Raw genomic sequence first — 15,553 nt, 5'->3', positions numbered from 1 at the left:
GGACGGTTGGTGCGCGGGGTGGGCGGTGCTAGTTGCGCGGTGCGGTCATCGCGGCGACGTCGAGCGCCGTCGCGAGCTGCTCCTCGGTGAGCTCGCCGCGCTCGACGTAGCCGAGCGCGCGTACGGCGTCGGCGATCGTCGAGTTGTCGGCGACCGACGTCTTCGCGATCTTCGCGGCCGCCTCATAGCCGATGAGGCGGTTGAGCGGCGTGACGATCGACGGCGAGGACTCCGCGAGCGCACGGCAGCGCTCGACGTGCGCGACGATCCCGTCGACGCAGCGCTCGGCGAGCACGCGCGAGGCGTTGCCGAGCAGCGTGATCGACTCGAGCAGGTTGCGCGCCATCATCGGGATCATGACGTTGAGCTCGAAGAGCCCGGACGCCCCGCCGTAGGTGATCGCGGTGTCGTTCCCGATGACCTGGGCGCAGACCTGCAGCGTGGCCTCGGGCAGGACCGGGTTCACCTTGCCGGGCATGATCGAGGAGCCCGGCTGGAGGTCGGGCAGCGCGATCTCGCCGAGGCCGGCGCGCGGTCCCGAGCCCATCCAGCGCAGGTCGTTGCACAGCTTGGTGAGGCTCACGGCGACCGTCTTGAGCGCGCCGGAGGTCTCCACGAACGCGTCCATCGCGCCCTGGGCCTCGAAGTGGTTCGTGGCCTCGACGACGGGCAGGCCCGTCTGCTCGGCCACGTAGGCGATGACCTTCTGCGGGAAGCCCGCGGGGGTGTTGATCCCGGTGCCCACCGCCGTCCCGCCCTGCGGCAGCTCGGCGAGGCGGCCGAGCGTCCCACGCACCCGCTCGACGCCGTAGCGCACCTGGGTGGCGTACCCGCCGAACTCCTGGCCGAGCATGACCGGCGTGGCGTCCATGAGGTGCGTGCGGCCGGACTTCACCACGTCGGCGAACTCCTCGGCCTTGGCCTCGAGCGAGGCCGCGAGGGTCTCCAGACCGGGCAGGAGCACCGTCGTCACGGCCTCGAGCGCCGCGATGTGCACCGAGGAGGGGAAGACGTCGTTGCTGGACTGCGAGGCGTTCACGTGGTCGTTGGGATGCACGGGGCGACCGAGCGAGCGCGTGGCGAGTGTCGCGATGACCTCGTTGGTGTTCATGTTCGAGGACGTGCCCGAGCCCGTCTGGAACACGTCGATCGGGAAGTCACGGTCGTAGCCGCCGGCGATGACCTCGTCGGCCGCGGCGGCGATCGCCCCCGCGACCTCGGCGTCCAGGACCCCGAGGTCGGCGTTGGCGCGGGCGGCCGCCTTCTTGATCTGCGCGAGGGCGGCGATGTGGTGCCGGGACAGGCCCGTCCCCGAGATCGGGAAGTTCTCCACCGCGCGCTGGGTCTGCGCGGCGTACGTCGCGTCCTTGGGGACACGCACCTCGCCCATGGTGTCGTGCTCGATGCGGTACTCGATCTCCGCCACTGTTCCTCTTCCTCTCCGTGTCCGGACGCCTCGTGGTCCGGGTCCGACTCGATCGTGTCAGGCGACGTGCGCCCGTGCCAGGCGTTCCAGGTGTGTCAGCCTCGGGCTCACAGGATCCCGATGAGGGCCATCCACCCCGTGCCGACCGAGGTCCAGATGACGATGAGCACGACGCTCATCACGAGGCCGTTCGTCCACCACCGGTTGAGCGGCACGTACCCGGTGCCGAACAGCACGGGCGCGGGGCCTGCGGCGTAGTGCGTGAGCGTCGCGAACAGGTTGGAGATGAAGGCGAAGACGAGAGCCGCGAACAGCGGCGGTGCCCCGGTGGCCACCGCGGTGGCGAGGAACGCCGCGTACATCGCCGAGATGTGGGCCGTGTTCGAGGCGAACAGGTAGTGGCTGTACCAGTAGACCATCGTGAGGATCGCGAAGGCCACCATCCACGGCAGCCCGCCGGTGAGCGCGCTCATCTCCGAACTCACCCACGGGATGAGGCCGAGGGTGTTGAGGAACGTGGCCATCATGACGAGCGCCGCGAACCACACGAGCGTGTCCCAGGCCTGCGTCTCCGTCTTGACGTCCTCCCAGGTGAGCACGTTCACCAGGAGCAGGACCGACAGGCCGATGAGGGCCGCCGTCGTGGCGCTCATGTCCATGAGCGGTCCGCCGAGGGTCCACAGCAGCAGGAGCACGACGATGGTGCCGGTCATGATCCACTCATTGCGGTGCAGCGGACCGAGCTCGGTGAGCTGGCGCTGCGCCTCGGCCGCGGCCTCGGGGGTCTCCTTGACCTCGGGCGGGAAGACCTTGAGCAGCACCCACGGCACGGCGATCAGCGAGACGAGCCCGGGCACGATCGCCGCGAGCGCCCAGTTGCCCCACGTGATCGTGATGTCCTGCCCGGCGGCCAGCTCCTGCGCCAGCGGGTTGCCCGCCATCGCGGTGAGGAACATCGCCGAGGTCACGCAGTTGACGATGTAGGCGGTCTGCATGAAGTAGGCGCCGACCTTGCGGGCCGAGGGCCCGTTCGGCTCCGAGCCGTACTGCTTAGAGATCGACGTGAGGATCGGCATGATGATGCCGCCCGCGCGGGCGGTGTTCGACGGGGTCGCCGGCGCGAGCACGAGGTCGGTGAGCGCCATGCCGTAGGCGACGCCGATCGGCCGCTTGCCGAGCCGCGCCACGAAGAACAGCGCGATGCGCCGGCCGAGGCCGGTCTTGACCACGCCGCGCGAGATGAAGAACGCCATCACGATGAGCCAGATCGTGGTGTTCGCGAAGCCCGACAGCGTGTCGCCGATGCTCAGCGTGCCGCCCGCGGCGATCACGGCCATGCCGATCATGCACAGGGCGCCCATGGGCAGCGGCTTGAGGATGATCGCGAGGATGGTGGCGACGAAGATCGCCAGCAGGGCCCAGGCGTGGGCCGCGGCGGCGGGGTCGTACTTCGGCTCACCGGTCGTGGAGTCCACGGCCTTCGCGACGAAGTCGACGAACCCGGCGGGTGCCCCGATGGCCCAGATGATCAGCCCGACCGCGACCGGGATGAGGAACAGCGCCCAGCGGGGCAGGCCGGTGCGGGCGGGTGGGGCGGCCTGCGCGGCCGGCGACGTTGCGGGAGCGCTCATGGATCCTCCTCGGTGAAGCGAGCTGACACCGGCAAGTCTCGTGACCGGCCGTCGAATGAGCCGAGGACCTACGTCCCGATTTGTGAGACCACAACGACCGCAACCCCATCCCTACTCCCTCTCGCTGCCCTCGGCAAGGGCTGGCGTCGATACTGGGCGCATGACGACGGCGTCCGCCTCCTCCGGCGACCCCCAGGGGCCCACCCGGTCGAGCCCGCCGACGCCGAGGGGCGGCTCGCTCGCTACGCGCGTGTTCCTCGCCCAGCTCGTCCTGCTCCTCGTCGCGCTCGTGCCGCTCGGCATCGCTGCGGTGCAGAACGCGCGCGAGGCCGAGCGCGCCCGCGCCGTGGAGGTCGCGCGCTCGGTCACGATGACCCTCGTCGACGACCCCTGGGTGCTCGAGAGCGTCACCGGCCCCGATCCCGTCGACGCGCTCGGCGCACGGATCGAGCAGATCCGCCGCGACACGGGCGTCGACTTCGTCGTCGTGATGGACACCGACGGCACGCGCTACACCCACCCTGACCCCGCGATGGTGGGGGGCACCTTCATCGGCGACATCGACGGCGCGCGCGCCGGTGAGGTCACGGTCGAGGACGCGCGCGGCACGCTCGGACCCTCGGTCCGCGTCGTCGCCCCCGTGCGCGACGCCGACGGCGAGATCGTCGCTCTCGTCTCCACCGGCGTCGTGCTGCGTGCGGTGCACGCACGGGTGATGGACTCCCTGGCCGACCTCGCCGTCGTGCTCGTGGTCGGGCTCGGTGTCTCCGTGGCCGCCGCGTGGTGGCTCTCGCGGACGGTGCGGCGGCAGACGTTCGGGCTCGGCGCGCAGGGCCTGGCCCGCCTGCACAGCTACTACGACGCGCTCATCGAGTCCGTGGGGTCGGGCCTGGTGCTCATGGCGAACGACGCCACGGTCGTGGTCGCCAACGACCAGGCCGTCACGCTGCTGGACCTCGCTCCTGTCCCGCCCGGCACCCCGGCCACCGCGCTGGCCGGCCTCGGGCTCGACGCCGAGCTCACCGAGCTGCTCGCCTCGGGCCGCCCGGCCGACGCCGAGCTCTTCGCGATCGGCGGGCGCACCCTCGTGGTGAGCCAGACCGAGGCGCTCAGCGAGGGGCGCCGGATGGGCTGGATCGCGACGATCGCCGACCGCACGGAGCTCGCCCGGGCGAGCGGCGAGCTGGACAACCTGCGCCAGTTCACCGACTCCCTGCGCGCCCGCTCGCACGAGGCGGACAACCGCCTGCACACCGTCGCGATGCTCGTGGAGCTCGGCCGCTACGACGACGCGATCGAGTTCGCGACGGCGAGCGCCCGGTCCTCCCAGGCCCTCACCGACACCGTGGTCGGCCAGGTCGCGGACTCGGCGCTCGCCGCGCTCGTGCTCGGCAAGTCGGCGCAGGGCGCGGAGCGCGGCGTGGCGGTCGTCGTCGCCGAGCTGGACGTGCCCGCCGGCGTCTTCGACTCGCAGGACCTCGTGACGATCGTGGGCAACCTGCTGGACAACGCGCTCGACGCCGCGTCCCACGCCCCGGCGCCGCGTCGCGTGAGCATCGCGGGGCACGTGGCCGGCGGCGAGCTCGTGCTGCGCGTGGCCGACTCGGGCCCCGGCGTGCCGACGGCGCTGCGCACCCGTATCTTCGAGCGGGGCTTCAGCACGAAGACCGGCTCGCCCGCCCGGCCGCACGGGCGCGGGATCGGCCTCTCGCTCGTCGAGCGGACGGTCCACCGGTGCGGTGGCACGATCGAGGTGACGGACGCCGTCGGGCACCTGAGCGCGGCCGAGGCCCCCTCGGAGCGGACCGGTCGAGACGCCGCGGCCCCCGGGCCCGCCGCCCGACCCGGCACGCTCATCGAGGTACGACTGCCCGTCCCGAGGGAGGACACGTGATCCGAACGCTGGTCGCCGACGACCAGGTCCTGGTGGCCCAGGCGCACGCGGCGCTGCTCGCGCGCGTGCCCGGGTTCGAGTGCATCGGCACCGTGCACGACGGCCGTGCGGTGCTGGCCCGGGTGGCGCGCGGCGACGTCGACCTCGTGCTCCTGGACCTGTCGATGCCTGCGGTGGGCGGGCTCGACGTGCTGCGCACGATGCGCTCGCAGCCCTCCTCCCCCGACGTCATCGTCATCTCCGCCGCGCGCGACGTCGACGCCGTGCGCGAGAGCGTCCGCTCCGGTGCCGTGCACTACCTCATCAAGCCGTTCACGTTCGCGGCGCTGCGCGAGAAGCTCGAGCACTACGCGTCCTACCGCGCGCTCGCCTCCCGTGAGGGCGCCGTGACGGACCAGGGCGAGATCGACGCCGCGCTCGCGACGCTGCGCGACACGGGCGCGTCCGTGCTGCCCAAGGGTCTCTCGCGCGAGACGCTCACCGTGGTGCGCCAGGCGCTCCGCGACGCGCCCGAGGGCGCAGGCGCCCAGGCGGTCGCGGACGCGGTCGGCGCTTCGCGCGTCACGGTGCGCCGCTACCTCGAGCACCTCGTGGAGATCGGGTCGGTGGAGCGCGTGCCGGTGTACGGCCGGGCAGGCCGGCCAGAGCTGGTCTACCGCCTGCGCTGACGCGAGCGCTGCGGTGCGGTCACGCGGGTCTCCCCGTGGCCGCACCGCAGCGCTCGCGGAGGCCTCGGCGGCCTCGCGGCCGCCCTCACCGGCGACTCAGAGCGTCATGACGAGGAGCGAGGACACCGCGATGACCGTGGTGACCCCGCCGAGCCGGGTCGAGATCTGCGCGAACGGCATGCGCACCATGCGCTGCGAGGCCGAGAGGATCGCGACGTCGCCGGTGCCGCCGAGCCCGGAGTGGCACACCGTCACGAGCGAGGCGTCCACGGGGTACATCCCGAGCCACCGGCCGACGAAGAAGCCGGTCGCGGCCATCGTGAGCACGACGGCCGCGCACGTCAGCACGTAGCCCGGCGTGAGGACGGAGAGCACGCCGTCGAGCGGGATGTAGAGCATGCCGAGGCCGACGAGTCGTCGGTGAGCACGGCGACCGCGTTGCGCTTGATCGCGTAGTCCCAGACGCGCTCGGGGTCGGTCGCGATCGCGGCGCTCACGCGGGCCACGCCCGGCGTATACGCGATGGACAGGTCGTCCCGCGTCTCTAGCGCGAACGACGGCGTGACCCGGATCTTGCCGCCCTCGTGCAGCGCGAACGTCTTGTCCGCGACGTCGAGCAGCGTGACGCCGCGCACCGCGCGGACCGCCTCGACGACCTCGGTGCCGTGCGCCTCGTCGCGGCACAGCACGTCGATCGTGCGGGTCACGGCGGGGCCGTTGCGATGGTGGGCGTCGATCCGGCCGAGGTTGGCGCCGGTCGTCCCGATCGCGGTGGTGAGCCGGCCGAGGGTGCCCGGGTCGAACGCGAGCTCCACGCGCAGCGTGAGCGTGTAGGCGGCCGACGGCGACGCGAGCGTCGGCGCAGCGGCGGATGTGGGTGTGCTGGTGCTGGCAGCGCCGACAGTGGCGCTGGTGATGGTGCTGGTCATTCCCCGGTCCTCTCCGACGGGTCCGACGTGTCGTCGGTCGTGACCAGCGTGGGCGCCGGCGTGAGCCAGGTCACCGGTCGTAAGGAGAGGCTGCGGAGCTTGTGGTCGCGGGTCAGCACCCGCCGCGGAGCGTCAGCGCCGCGCGTAGTTCGGCGAGTCGGCCACCATCTGCACGTCGTGCGGGTGGGACTCCTTGAGCCCGGCCGGGGTGATCCGGACGAACTTGCCGCGGCGCTGGAGCTCGGGCACGGTGCGCGCGCCGACGTAGAACATCGACTGGTGCAGTCCGCCGACGAGCTGGTGCGCGACGGCCGCGAGCGGGCCGCGGTAGGGCACCTGGCCCTCGATGCCCTCGGTGATGACCTCGTCGTCGGGCACGTCGCCCTGGAAGTAACGGTCCTTGGAGAAGCTGCGCCGGTCCCCGCGCGACTGCATCGCGCCCAGCGACGCCATCCCGCGGTAGCGCTTGTACTGCTTGCCGTTGACGAACACGAGGTCGCCCGGGCTCTCGTCGGTGCCGGCGAGCAGCCCGCCCAGCATCACCGACTCCGCGCCGGCGACCAGCGCCTTGGCGATGTCGCCCGAGTACTGCAGCCCGCCGTCGCCGATCACGGGGACGGCGGCCTCGCGGCAGGCGAGCCACGCCTGGTAGATCGCGGTGACCTGCGGGACGCCGACGCCCGCGACGACCCGGGTCGTGCAGATCGAGCCGGGCCCGACGCCAACCTTCACGGCGTCCACGCCGGCCGCCACGAGCGCCGCGGCGCCCTCGCGGGTCGCGACGTTGCCGCCGATCACCTGGACGTCGCGGGTGGCCGGGTCGGACTTGAGGCGGCGCACCATGTCGAGCATGAGGCGCGCGTGGCCGTTCGCCGTGTCGACGACGAGCACGTCCGCGCCGGCCTCGACGAGCGCCGTCGCGCGCTCCCAGGCGTCCCCGAAGAACCCGACCGCCGCACCGACGAGCAGGCGGCCGGCGGAGTCCTTCGACGCCATGGGGTACTGCTCGGACTTCACGAAGTCCTTGACCGTGATGAGGCCCGCGAGCAGGCCGTGCTCGTCGACGAGCGGGAGCTTCTCCACGCGGTGCTTGGCCAGCAGCGCGGCGGCATCCTCGCGCGCGATCCCGACGGGTGCGGTGACCAGCGGCGACGCCGTCATCACGCCCCGTACCCGAGTCCCCTCGAACCGGTCGCGGGGCACGAAGCGCAGGTCGCGGTTGGTGATGATGCCGACCAGCGTACCGTCGGGCTCCACGACGGGCAGGCCCGAGACGCGGTACTGGCCGCACAGCGTGTCGAGCTCGGCGAGCGTCGCGTCCGGGCCGACCGTGACGGGGTCGGTGATCATGCCGGACTCGGAGCGCTTGACGAGGTCGACCTGACCGGCCTGGTCGGCGATCGGCAGGTTGCGGTGCAGGATCCCGATGCCGCCCTGGCGCGCCATCGCGATGGCCATCCGGGACTCGGTCACCGTGTCCATCGCCGCAGACAGCAGCGGGATCCGGATCGAGATCTCGCGCGTGAGGCGCGTGGTGGTGTCGGCGTCGGACGGGATGACGTCCGTCTCGCCCGGGAGCAGCAGCACGTCGTCGTAGGTGAGGCCGACGAAGGAGAACTTGTCCTCGACGGACTCGGCGGCGGGGGCGCCGAGCGGCGCACTGGCGAGGGTGGACGAGGCGGGGGAAGCGTCGGTGACCGTCACCTGGTCATCCTAGTCGCCCGCGTGTCGGCGACCCTCGTACGCCCGGGTGGCGCGGGCCACACGGGGCGCACCCGGACGCGACGGGGCCCCGGACGCGCGATGCGTCCGGGGCCCCGTCGAGTGCGGGTCGAGCCCTACTTCTCCACGACGGCGAGCACGTCGCGCGCCGAGAGGATGAGGTACTCCTGGCCCGAGTACTTGACCTCGGTGCCGCCGTACTTGCTGTAGATGACGATGTCGCCGACGGCGACGTCGACCGGGATCCGGACGCCCTTGTCGTCGACGCGACCGGGGCCAACGGCCAGGACCTTGCCCTCCTGGGGCTTCTCCTTGGCGCTGTCCGGGATGACCAGACCGGACGCCGTGGTCTGCTCGGCCTCGAGCGTCTGGACGACGATCCGGTCCTCGAGCGGCTTGATGGAGACCGACACGTCGGACCTCCCCTTCCGTGATGAAAGATGACGATGGGTGAGGCGCGCCGCCCACGGCCCGTCCGCCGTCGCGGGGGTCGGCCGAGTGTGTCCGTCGCACCTGGTTCCACAACCTCGCGGTTGCGGTGCCGCCGTCCACTCTAGGAACGCGTTAGCACTCGGTCAAGGCGAGTGCCAGACGCGTGTCACACCGCGGGTGCCGCCGCGCGCCGGCGGTAGGGCAGGATCGCCCCGTGGACCCCGCGAGCATCGCCCCCCTGCTGGAGCCCGCGGGCTGGGCGCTGCTGGCGGAGCTGCCGCCGTACGACGCCTCCTCGAGCCTCGCGCTCGGCACCGCGCTGCGGGCCTCGGGCCTGGACGCCGACCTCGTCGCGGCCGCGCTGACCCAGTCCCGGCTGCGTGCGAAGGCACGGGCCAAGTTCGGCGACCTCGCCCGCGACATGCTCTTCACGCCCGAGGGACTCGAGCAGGCCACCCGGCTCCCCGTCGCGGCGCGGCACGCACACCGCTTCCGCACGGCCGGCGCGACGTACGTCGCCGACCTCGGCTGCGGCATCGGCGCCGACGCGATGGCGCTGGCGGGGATGGAGCTGCGCGTGCTCGCCGTCGAGCGGGACCCCGCGACGGCGCTGGTCGCCGGGATCAACCTGCGCGCCCTGCCCGAGGCGCGGGTCTGGCAGGGCGACGCGTTCGACGCCGACCTCACCGGCGTCGACGCCGTCTGGGCCGACCCGGCCCGGCGCACGACGAGCGGCGCCCGACTGCACCGGCTCGCGGACTACAGCCCCGCCGTCGAGCGCCTGCTGGCGCTGCGCACGACCGGGCCGCACCCGGTGGGCATGCTCGGCCTCAAGCTCTCCCCCGCGCTCGCGCACCGCGACATCCCGGTCGACGCGCGCGCGGAGTGGGTGAGCGTCGGGGGCGACGTCGTGGAGACCGGGCTGTGGTTCGGCGACCTCGCGCCCGAGGGGCCGGGGCGGACAGCGCTGCTGCTCGCCGTCGACGGCGTGCACGTGCTGGCCGAGCGAGGCGACCCGAGCGCGCCGGTCACGCCGGCGCCGACGGGTCCGCTCGGCGCCTACCTGTACGAGCCCGACGGCTCGGTGCTGCGCGCGGGCGTGGTGCACCGCGTGGCCGAGGAGACAGGCACGCACCTCATCGACCCGAGCATCGCGTTCCTCACCGGCGACCACCTGCGTCCCACGCCCTGGGCCACGGCGTTCCGGGTGCTCGACGCGATGCCGTTCTCGCTCAAGCGCCTGCGCGCCTACCTGCGCGAGCGCGACGTCGGGACGCTGGAGATCAAGAAGCGCGGCAGCGCGCTCGATCCCGCGAGACTGCGCGGCCAGCTCTCGCTTCGTGGCCGCGCATCCGCCACGATCGTGCTCACCCGGGTCGCGGGCGAGCAGCGCGTGCTGGTGGTGGAGCGCGTGGGTGATCGCCCCGAGCCGCTCGAACGGCCCGACATCCGACCCGACGACGAGAGAGGGGACGCCTGATGGCTCAGCCCGTGCGGATCCCGTTCGCGTCCTCACGCCGCGGCACGATCGGGCTGGAGTGGGAGCTCGCGCTCGTCGACGTCGACTCCGGCGACCTGCGCCAGGTCGCCTCGACCGTGCTCGACGCGCTCCGCCCGCCCGAGGCGAGCGAGCACCCCTACGTGAAGCAGGAGCTCCTGCTCAACACCGTCGAGGTGGTCTCGGGCGTCAACGAGACGGTCGACGGCGCGGCGCGCGACCTCGAGCGCGCGATCGGCGAGATCCGCGCGGTGACGGACCCGCTGCGCGTCGAGCTCATGTGCGCGGGCACCCACCCGTTCGCGCGCTGGAACCAGCAGAAGGTCACCGACAAGCAGCGCTACGCCACGCTCATCGACCGCACCCAGTGGTGGGGCCGGCAGATGCTCATCTACGGCGTGCACGTGCACGTCGGGATCGAGGACCGCGACAAGGTGCTGCCGATCATGCGCGCGCTGCTCACGGTGTTCGCGCACCTGCAGTCGCTCTCGGCGTCCTCGCCGTTCTGGGGCGGGGACACCACGGGCTACGCCTCGAACCGCGCGCTCATGTTCCAGCAGCTCCCGACGGCGGGCCTGCCCTTCCAGTTCCCGTCCTGGGCAGAGCTGGAGCAGTACGTGGGCGACATGCAGCACACCGGCGTGATCGACGACTTCACCGAGGTGCGCTGGGACATCCGGCCCTCGCCGCGGTTCGGCACGCTCGAGGTGCGGATCTGCGACGGGACCCCGACGATGCTGGAGCTGCGCGCGCTCGCGGCGCTGGTGCACTGCCTCGTCGAGCACTTCTCCAGCGAGCTCGACGCCGGGCGCGAGCTGCCCACGATGCCGACGTGGTTCGTCCAGGAGAACAAGTGGCGCTCGGCGCGCTACGGCATGGACGCGATCGTCATTCTCGACGCCGAGGGCAACGAGGAGCTCGTCACCGACTCCGTGGCGGGCTGGCTCACGGTGCTCGCACCGGTCGCGGAACGGCTCGGCTGCGCCGAGGACCTCGACGGCGTGCGCACCATCCTGCGCAAGGGCGCCTCCTACCAGCGGCAGCGGGCGGCCGCGCGGCGGGCCGGCGGGAGCCTCGGCGCGGTGGTGGACTCGCTCGTGCGCGAGATGCGCGCGGGCCGCCCCCTCTAGCTTCGCGAGAGGAAGTCCGTCCTTTCGCGAGAGGAAGTCCGTCCTTTCGCGAGAGGAAGTCCGTCCTTTCGCGAGAGGAAGTCCGTCCTTTCGCGAGAGGAAGTCCGTCCTTTCGCGAGAGGAAGTCCGTCCTTTCGCGAGAGGAAGTCCGTCCTTTCGCGAGAGGATCTCTGTTGCCCGCGAGCCCCTCGGCGCGGCCTCGTACGCCGCCTACTCCGCGAGCTGCTCGCGCAGGCGAGCGACGCCGTCGAGCACGATCGGGCCGGCGAGCAGCGCGAGGTTCGCCTCGCGCACCTGCTCCCACCGCGGCCGGGCCATCCGGTAGCCCTGGTTGATCGCGACGCCACCCTCGCGGACGAGCCGCCGCATGCCGTTGTCCTCGTACCCGACGCGGCGCGAGACCGCGTGGGACGCCGGGTTGTCGAGCCAGGCCGCCGACGTCACCTCCTCGGCGCCAAGTCCGTCGAAGAGCAGCGCGAGCATGAGCACGCGCATCCGCGTGCCGATGCCGCGTCCCTGGTGCTCGAGTCCGAGCCACGACCCGGTCTCCGCCGTGCGCATGACCGCCCAGTCGGCGCCGCCCGCGCCCTGGATGCCGACCGGCACGCCGTCGACGAGAACCGCGAGCTCGAGCCGAAGGTCGTCGGGACCGACGCGGCCGCGCGCGGCCCACTGGTAGGCGATCACGCTGCGCGCGACCTGCGTGGGAGTGCCGCGCGTCCACGGAACCGTGAACGGCATGGCGTCGGGCACGTGCACGCCGCGGGAGGCGAACTCGGCGAGGGCGACGAGCAGGTCGTCGTCGATCCACCGCAGCTCGAGGTCGCCGGCGCGGACGCGAACGCCCGCGGCCGGCCAGAGGTCGGTCAGCGACATGGCCCGATCGTGCCACCGGGGCCGCCTCGCTGACACATTGACTGGTCGCCTGCGCACACGGACTGGTCAGAGTTCTCCGCGGTCACCGCGACCTGGGGAAACACCGCCGTCGAGACGGCTCACGGCGATCTGGCCAGTCAATCCGTCGGGGCGACCAGTCAAAGCGTCGCGGAGGGCAGTCCTCAGCAGGCGGCTTCACTCCGCAGGCGGCAGCACCACCGGCACCGAGAGCGACATCTGCGAGTCGACCGCGAGGTCGAGCGGCGACGACGGCAGCCCCGCGCGCACGACGGCGGAGCCCAGCGCCGCGATCATCGCGCCGTTGTCGGTGCAGTAGCGGATCGGCGGGATCCGCAGCTCGACCCCCGCCTGCGCGCAGCGCTCCGCGGCGAGCTCGCGCAGCCGCGAGTTGGCGGAGAACCCGCCCCCGACGACGAGCGTGTCCGCCCCGTGCTCCTCGCACGCGCGCAGCGTCTTCGTCACGAGCACATCGGCCACCGCCTCGGAGAACGACGCCGCCACATCCGCCCGCGAGAACGGCTCACCCGACGCCTCGCGCGCCTCGAGGTAGCGCGCCACCGAGGTCTTCAGGCCCGAGAACGAGAAGTCGTACGGGTGGCGCAGCAGCTCGCGCCCCTTCGACAGGCCGCGCGGGAACGGGATCGCGGTCGGGTCGCCCTCGCGCGCCAGCCGGTCGACGTGCGGCCCGCCCGGATAGGGCAGACCCAGCAGCCGACCCACCTTGTCGAACGCCTCGCCCGCGGCGTCGTCCAGGGTCTGTCCGAGCTCGACGACGTCCGTCGCGATGTCCCGCACGAGCAGCAGCGAGGAGTGCCCTCCGGACACGACGAGTGCGAGGAACCGCTCGGGGAACGGGCCGTGCACGAGCTCGTCCACGGCGGCGTGGCCCACCACGTGGTTCACGCCGTACAGCGGCACCCCGAGGCCGAGCGCGAGCGCCTTCGCGCCCGCCGTCCCGACCGTCAGCGATCCCACGAGGCCAGGACCCGAGGCGACGGCGATCGCGTCCACGTCCGCGAGCGTCACCTCGGCGCTCGCGAGCGCCGCCTCCAGCGTCGGCAGCAGCGCCTCGAGGTGCGCGCGGGAGGCCACCTCGGGCACGATCCCGCCGTACCGGGCGTGCTCGTCCATGGACGACGCGGTCACGTCGGCGAGCAGCTCGCGACCCCGCACGAGGGCCACGCCCGTCTCGTCGCAGGTGGACTCGATGCCCAGGACCAACGGCGGTACCGAGGGGTCGACCAGAGGCTGGACCGGGGGCTGGCTCACGGCAGCCGAGCCTACCCGCGCCCCCTCGTGACCTCGCTCACAGCCCGAAATGACGTGCGCCCACGCGCGCGTTCCCCCGGCATGACCCTCGACCTCCTGGCGCCCGCCGCCCTCGACGACGACGCCCTCGCGCTCCTGTTCACCGACGCGCGCACCGTCAACACCTACGTCGACGGCGACGTCGACCCCGCCGAGATCCAGGCGGCCTACGAGGTCCTGCGCTGGGGCCCGACGGCGATGAATGTCTCGCCGCTGCGCCTCGCCGTCGTGCCTCAGGGCGAGTCCCGCGAGCGCCTCGCGGCCCACATGGCGGGCTTCAACCGCGACAAGACGCTCGCCGCCCCGCTCGTCGTGGTCGCCGTGGCGGACCCGGGCTTCCACCGCCACCTCGGCACGCTCGCCCCGCACCGCGTGGGGCTCGAGCAGGACCTGGAGCCGCAGGAGGAGCGCCGCCTCGAGATGGCGCGCACCAACACCCTCATCCAGATCGGCTACCTCATCGTCGCCCTGCGCGCCCGCGGCCTCAGCGTCGGCCCGATGGCCGGCTTCGACCGCGCCGGCCTGGACGCCGACCTCTTCGCCGGCAACGGCTGGCGCAGCGAGCTCGTGCTCACCGTCGGCTGGGCCGCCGCCGAGAACGGCACGCACCCGCGCGCGGCTCGCCTCGAGGTGAGCGACGCCGTCGTCGTCCTCTAGAGCCCGGTGGCGACCGGCCGCGTGGGGTCGCTGCTCCACTGCGAGAACGACCCCGGGTACAGCGCCGCGGTCACGCCGAGCGACGCGAGCACGGCGACCGTGTGCGACGCCGTCACGCCGGACCCGCAGTACACGGCGACCGGGCGCGAGCCGGGCTCGGGCGCACCCGCCGCCGGGACGTCGACCCCGAGCGCCGCGAACCGCTCGCGCAGCTCCTCGGCCTCCAGCAGCCACCCGCCTGCGGTGAGGTTCGCCAGGGTCGGCGCGCTCGTGGCGCCCGGAATGTGTCCGGGGCGCGGATCGACCGGCTCGACCTCGCCGCGGAACCGCTCCGCGGCCCGCGCGTCGAGCAGCACGCCGCCCCGCTCGGGCAGCACCGCGATGTCGTCGGCGGCCACCGTCGGCATCGCGCCGCTCGTCAGCGTGACGTCCCCCGGCCGCGGCCGCACGTGCCCGTCCTCGAGGTGGTGGCCCGCCTCGACCCAAGCGCGCAGGCCGCCGTCGAGCAGCACGACGTCGCGCACCCCCGCCCAGCGCAGCAGCCACCACGCGCGCGCCGCCGAGGTGCCGCCCGCGTCGTCGTAGACCAGGACGCGCGAGTCGCCGCGCACGCCCCACCGCCGCGCCGCGGCCTGCAGCACGTCCAGATCCGGCAGCGGGTGACGACCGGCCTCGGGCGACGCCGGACCGGCCAGCTCGGTGTCCAGGTCCACGAACACCGCGCCCGGCAGGTGCCCCTGCGCGTACTGCTCGCGCCCGTCGGTGCGCCCGAGCGCCCAGCGCACGTCGAGCACCACCGGCGCGTGCTCGCTCCACACCCAGGCGTACGCGGTGGCGACGTCGACGAATGGTCCGACTGCGGACCCGTCCCCTTCGACCGACCCGTCGTCCACCGCCTCCGCGCCGACCGGCCCGACCGGCCCGGCGTCCGTCGGGTCGAGCGCGAGTCGCATCACGACGGCGTCCGCGCCCTCCGGCTGGTAGTACCGCCGCCGCAGCCCCACCGGGGCGAACCCGGCGTTGCGGTAGAGCTGCTGCGCACCGCCGTCGTGCGCGCGCACCTCGAGGAACAGCTCGCGCCCGCCCGCGGACCGGGCCGCGTCGACGAGCGCCTCGACGAGCGCGGTGGCGACCCCACGCCGTCGTGCCTGCGGCGCGACGCCCACCGTCATGATGTCCCACTCCGGCTCCAGCGCGACGCCCGCATAGCCGGCGACCTCGCCGTCGAGCTCGGCCACGAGGTAGACCCGGTCGGTCCGCTCGATCTGGTCCTCGTACGTGCTGCGCGACCACGCGCCCGCCCCGAAGAGCTCCGGCTCGAGCGCGGCGACGACGTCCAGGTCGCGCGCCGTCATCGGGCG

14 protein-coding genes and 1 pseudogene are annotated in these 15,553 nt (G+C 73.2%); 5 read left to right on the top strand and 10 right to left on the bottom strand.

Annotated elements, in window-relative coordinates; all coding sequences use genetic code 11:
• Positions 1-28: 28 nt before the first annotated feature.
• Both AC3AQ1_RS12485 and AC3AQ1_RS12480 read right to left on the bottom strand, forming a co-directional pair.
• On the bottom strand, positions 29-1,390 hold the full coding sequence (locus AC3AQ1_RS12485; protein WP_199916611.1) for a class II fumarate hydratase: 1,362 nt from the start codon (positions 1,388-1,390) through the stop codon (positions 29-31).
• Between the two features lie 143 nt (positions 1,391-1,533).
• Positions 1,534-3,057 carry a DASS family sodium-coupled anion symporter gene (locus tag AC3AQ1_RS12480; RefSeq protein ID WP_108719243.1) on the bottom strand — a complete coding sequence of 508 codons (1,524 nt, stop codon included), beginning with the start codon at positions 3,055-3,057 and terminating at the stop codon, positions 1,534-1,536.
• 160 nt (positions 3,058-3,217) lie between these two features.
• Here AC3AQ1_RS12480 and AC3AQ1_RS12475 point away from each other — a divergent pair, with 160 nt between their 5' ends.
• Entirely contained in the window at positions 3,218-4,951 is a 1,734-nt protein-coding gene (locus tag AC3AQ1_RS12475) for a sensor histidine kinase (protein ID WP_159096539.1), read from the top strand.
• A complete protein-coding gene (locus AC3AQ1_RS12470) occupies positions 4,948-5,619 on the top strand; it encodes a response regulator (protein ID WP_108719241.1) in 672 nt (223 codons plus the stop codon). Before AC3AQ1_RS12475 ends, AC3AQ1_RS12470 begins: the two co-directional genes overlap by 4 nt.
• A gap of 96 nt (positions 5,620-5,715) precedes the next feature.
• Here the strand turns inward: AC3AQ1_RS12470 and AC3AQ1_RS12465 are convergent, their stop codons facing one another.
• From AC3AQ1_RS12465 to groES, 4 genes are all read right to left on the bottom strand, one after another.
• Positions 5,716-6,018, bottom strand: a complete 303-nt coding sequence (locus AC3AQ1_RS12465; protein ID WP_108719240.1) for a 2-hydroxycarboxylate transporter family protein — start codon at positions 6,016-6,018, stop codon at positions 5,716-5,718.
• Positions 5,961-6,548: an ACT domain-containing protein gene (locus AC3AQ1_RS12460; RefSeq protein ID WP_108719239.1), complete on the bottom strand. Its 588-nt coding sequence runs from the start codon at positions 6,546-6,548 to the stop codon at positions 5,961-5,963. Before AC3AQ1_RS12460 ends, AC3AQ1_RS12465 begins: the two co-directional genes overlap by 58 nt.
• A 132-nt stretch (positions 6,549-6,680) precedes the next feature.
• Positions 6,681-8,135, bottom strand: coding sequence for an IMP dehydrogenase (gene guaB, locus AC3AQ1_RS12455; protein WP_234417967.1), 1,455 nt, complete (start codon positions 8,133-8,135; stop codon positions 6,681-6,683).
• A 251-nt stretch (positions 8,136-8,386) separates the two neighbouring features.
• Positions 8,387-8,683: a co-chaperone GroES gene (gene groES / locus AC3AQ1_RS12450; RefSeq protein WP_108719237.1), complete on the bottom strand. Its 297-nt coding sequence runs from the start codon at positions 8,681-8,683 to the stop codon at positions 8,387-8,389.
• A 233-nt stretch (positions 8,684-8,916) separates the two neighbouring features.
• Between groES and AC3AQ1_RS12445 the strand changes: the two genes are divergently transcribed.
• Both AC3AQ1_RS12445 and AC3AQ1_RS12440 read left to right on the top strand, forming a co-directional pair.
• Positions 8,917-10,182 (top strand): THUMP-like domain-containing protein, encoded by a 1,266-nt coding sequence (locus tag AC3AQ1_RS12445; RefSeq protein ID WP_159096538.1) that lies wholly within the window; start codon positions 8,917-8,919, stop codon positions 10,180-10,182.
• The gene (locus tag AC3AQ1_RS12440; protein ID WP_108719236.1) at positions 10,182-11,330 is read left to right on the top strand and encodes a glutamate--cysteine ligase; all 1,149 of its coding nucleotides are present in this window, start codon (positions 10,182-10,184) and stop codon (positions 11,328-11,330) included. Before AC3AQ1_RS12445 ends, AC3AQ1_RS12440 begins: the two co-directional genes overlap by 1 nt.
• A gap of 210 nt (positions 11,331-11,540) precedes the next feature.
• Here the strand turns inward: AC3AQ1_RS12440 and AC3AQ1_RS12435 are convergent, their stop codons facing one another.
• Positions 11,541-12,206 carry a GNAT family N-acetyltransferase gene (locus AC3AQ1_RS12435; RefSeq protein WP_108719235.1) on the bottom strand — a complete coding sequence of 222 codons (666 nt, stop codon included), beginning with the start codon at positions 12,204-12,206 and terminating at the stop codon, positions 11,541-11,543.
• Between the two features lie 195 nt (positions 12,207-12,401).
• Positions 12,402-13,496, bottom strand: coding sequence for a tRNA (adenosine(37)-N6)-threonylcarbamoyltransferase complex transferase subunit TsaD (gene tsaD, locus AC3AQ1_RS12430; RefSeq protein ID WP_234417500.1), 1,095 nt, complete (start codon positions 13,494-13,496; stop codon positions 12,402-12,404).
• A gap of 81 nt (positions 13,497-13,577) precedes the next feature.
• On the opposite strand from tsaD, the gene AC3AQ1_RS12425 reads away from it, so the two are divergent.
• Entirely contained in the window at positions 13,578-14,192 is a 615-nt protein-coding gene (locus AC3AQ1_RS12425) for a malonic semialdehyde reductase (RefSeq protein ID WP_108719234.1), read from the top strand.
• Here AC3AQ1_RS12425 and AC3AQ1_RS12420 read toward each other — a convergent pair.
• Positions 14,189-15,085 (bottom strand): sulfurtransferase, encoded by an 897-nt coding sequence (locus AC3AQ1_RS12420; protein WP_370445357.1) that lies wholly within the window; start codon positions 15,083-15,085, stop codon positions 14,189-14,191. The genes AC3AQ1_RS12425 and AC3AQ1_RS12420 overlap by 4 nt on opposite strands.
• Before the next feature lie 111 nt (positions 15,086-15,196).
• Positions 15,197-15,547, bottom strand: a pseudogene (locus AC3AQ1_RS12415) (GNAT family N-acetyltransferase); the annotation flags it as partial.
• Between the last annotated feature and the right edge of the window lie 6 nt (positions 15,548-15,553).

The sequence above is a fragment of the Miniimonas sp. S16 genome, assembly GCF_057748195.1.
The sequence above is the reverse complement of the archived record's forward strand: the minus strand, read 5'-3'. Positions and strand labels throughout refer to the sequence as shown.

Excerpts from the sequence above, each read along its gene's own strand:
- AC3AQ1_RS12480 (WP_108719243.1), bottom strand. The coding sequence starts at position 3,057 with ATGAGCGCTCCCGCAACGTCGCCGGCCGCGCAGGCCGCCCCACCCGCC.
- AC3AQ1_RS12460 (WP_108719239.1), bottom strand. The coding sequence starts at position 6,548 with ATGACCAGCACCATCACCAGCGCCACTGTCGGCGCTGCCAGCACCAGC.
- AC3AQ1_RS12440 (WP_108719236.1), top strand. The coding sequence starts at position 10,182 with ATGGCTCAGCCCGTGCGGATCCCGTTCGCGTCCTCACGCCGCGGCACG.
- AC3AQ1_RS12475 (WP_159096539.1), top strand. The coding sequence starts at position 3,218 with ATGACGACGGCGTCCGCCTCCTCCGGCGACCCCCAGGGGCCCACCCGG.
- AC3AQ1_RS12485 (WP_199916611.1), bottom strand. The coding sequence starts at position 1,390 with ATGGGCGAGGTGCGTGTCCCCAAGGACGCGACGTACGCCGCGCAGACC.
- AC3AQ1_RS12425 (WP_108719234.1), top strand. The coding sequence starts at position 13,578 with ATGACCCTCGACCTCCTGGCGCCCGCCGCCCTCGACGACGACGCCCTC.
- AC3AQ1_RS12465 (WP_108719240.1), bottom strand. The coding sequence starts at position 6,018 with ATGCTCTACATCCCGCTCGACGGCGTGCTCTCCGTCCTCACGCCGGGC.
- AC3AQ1_RS12435 (WP_108719235.1), bottom strand. The coding sequence starts at position 12,206 with ATGTCGCTGACCGACCTCTGGCCGGCCGCGGGCGTTCGCGTCCGCGCC.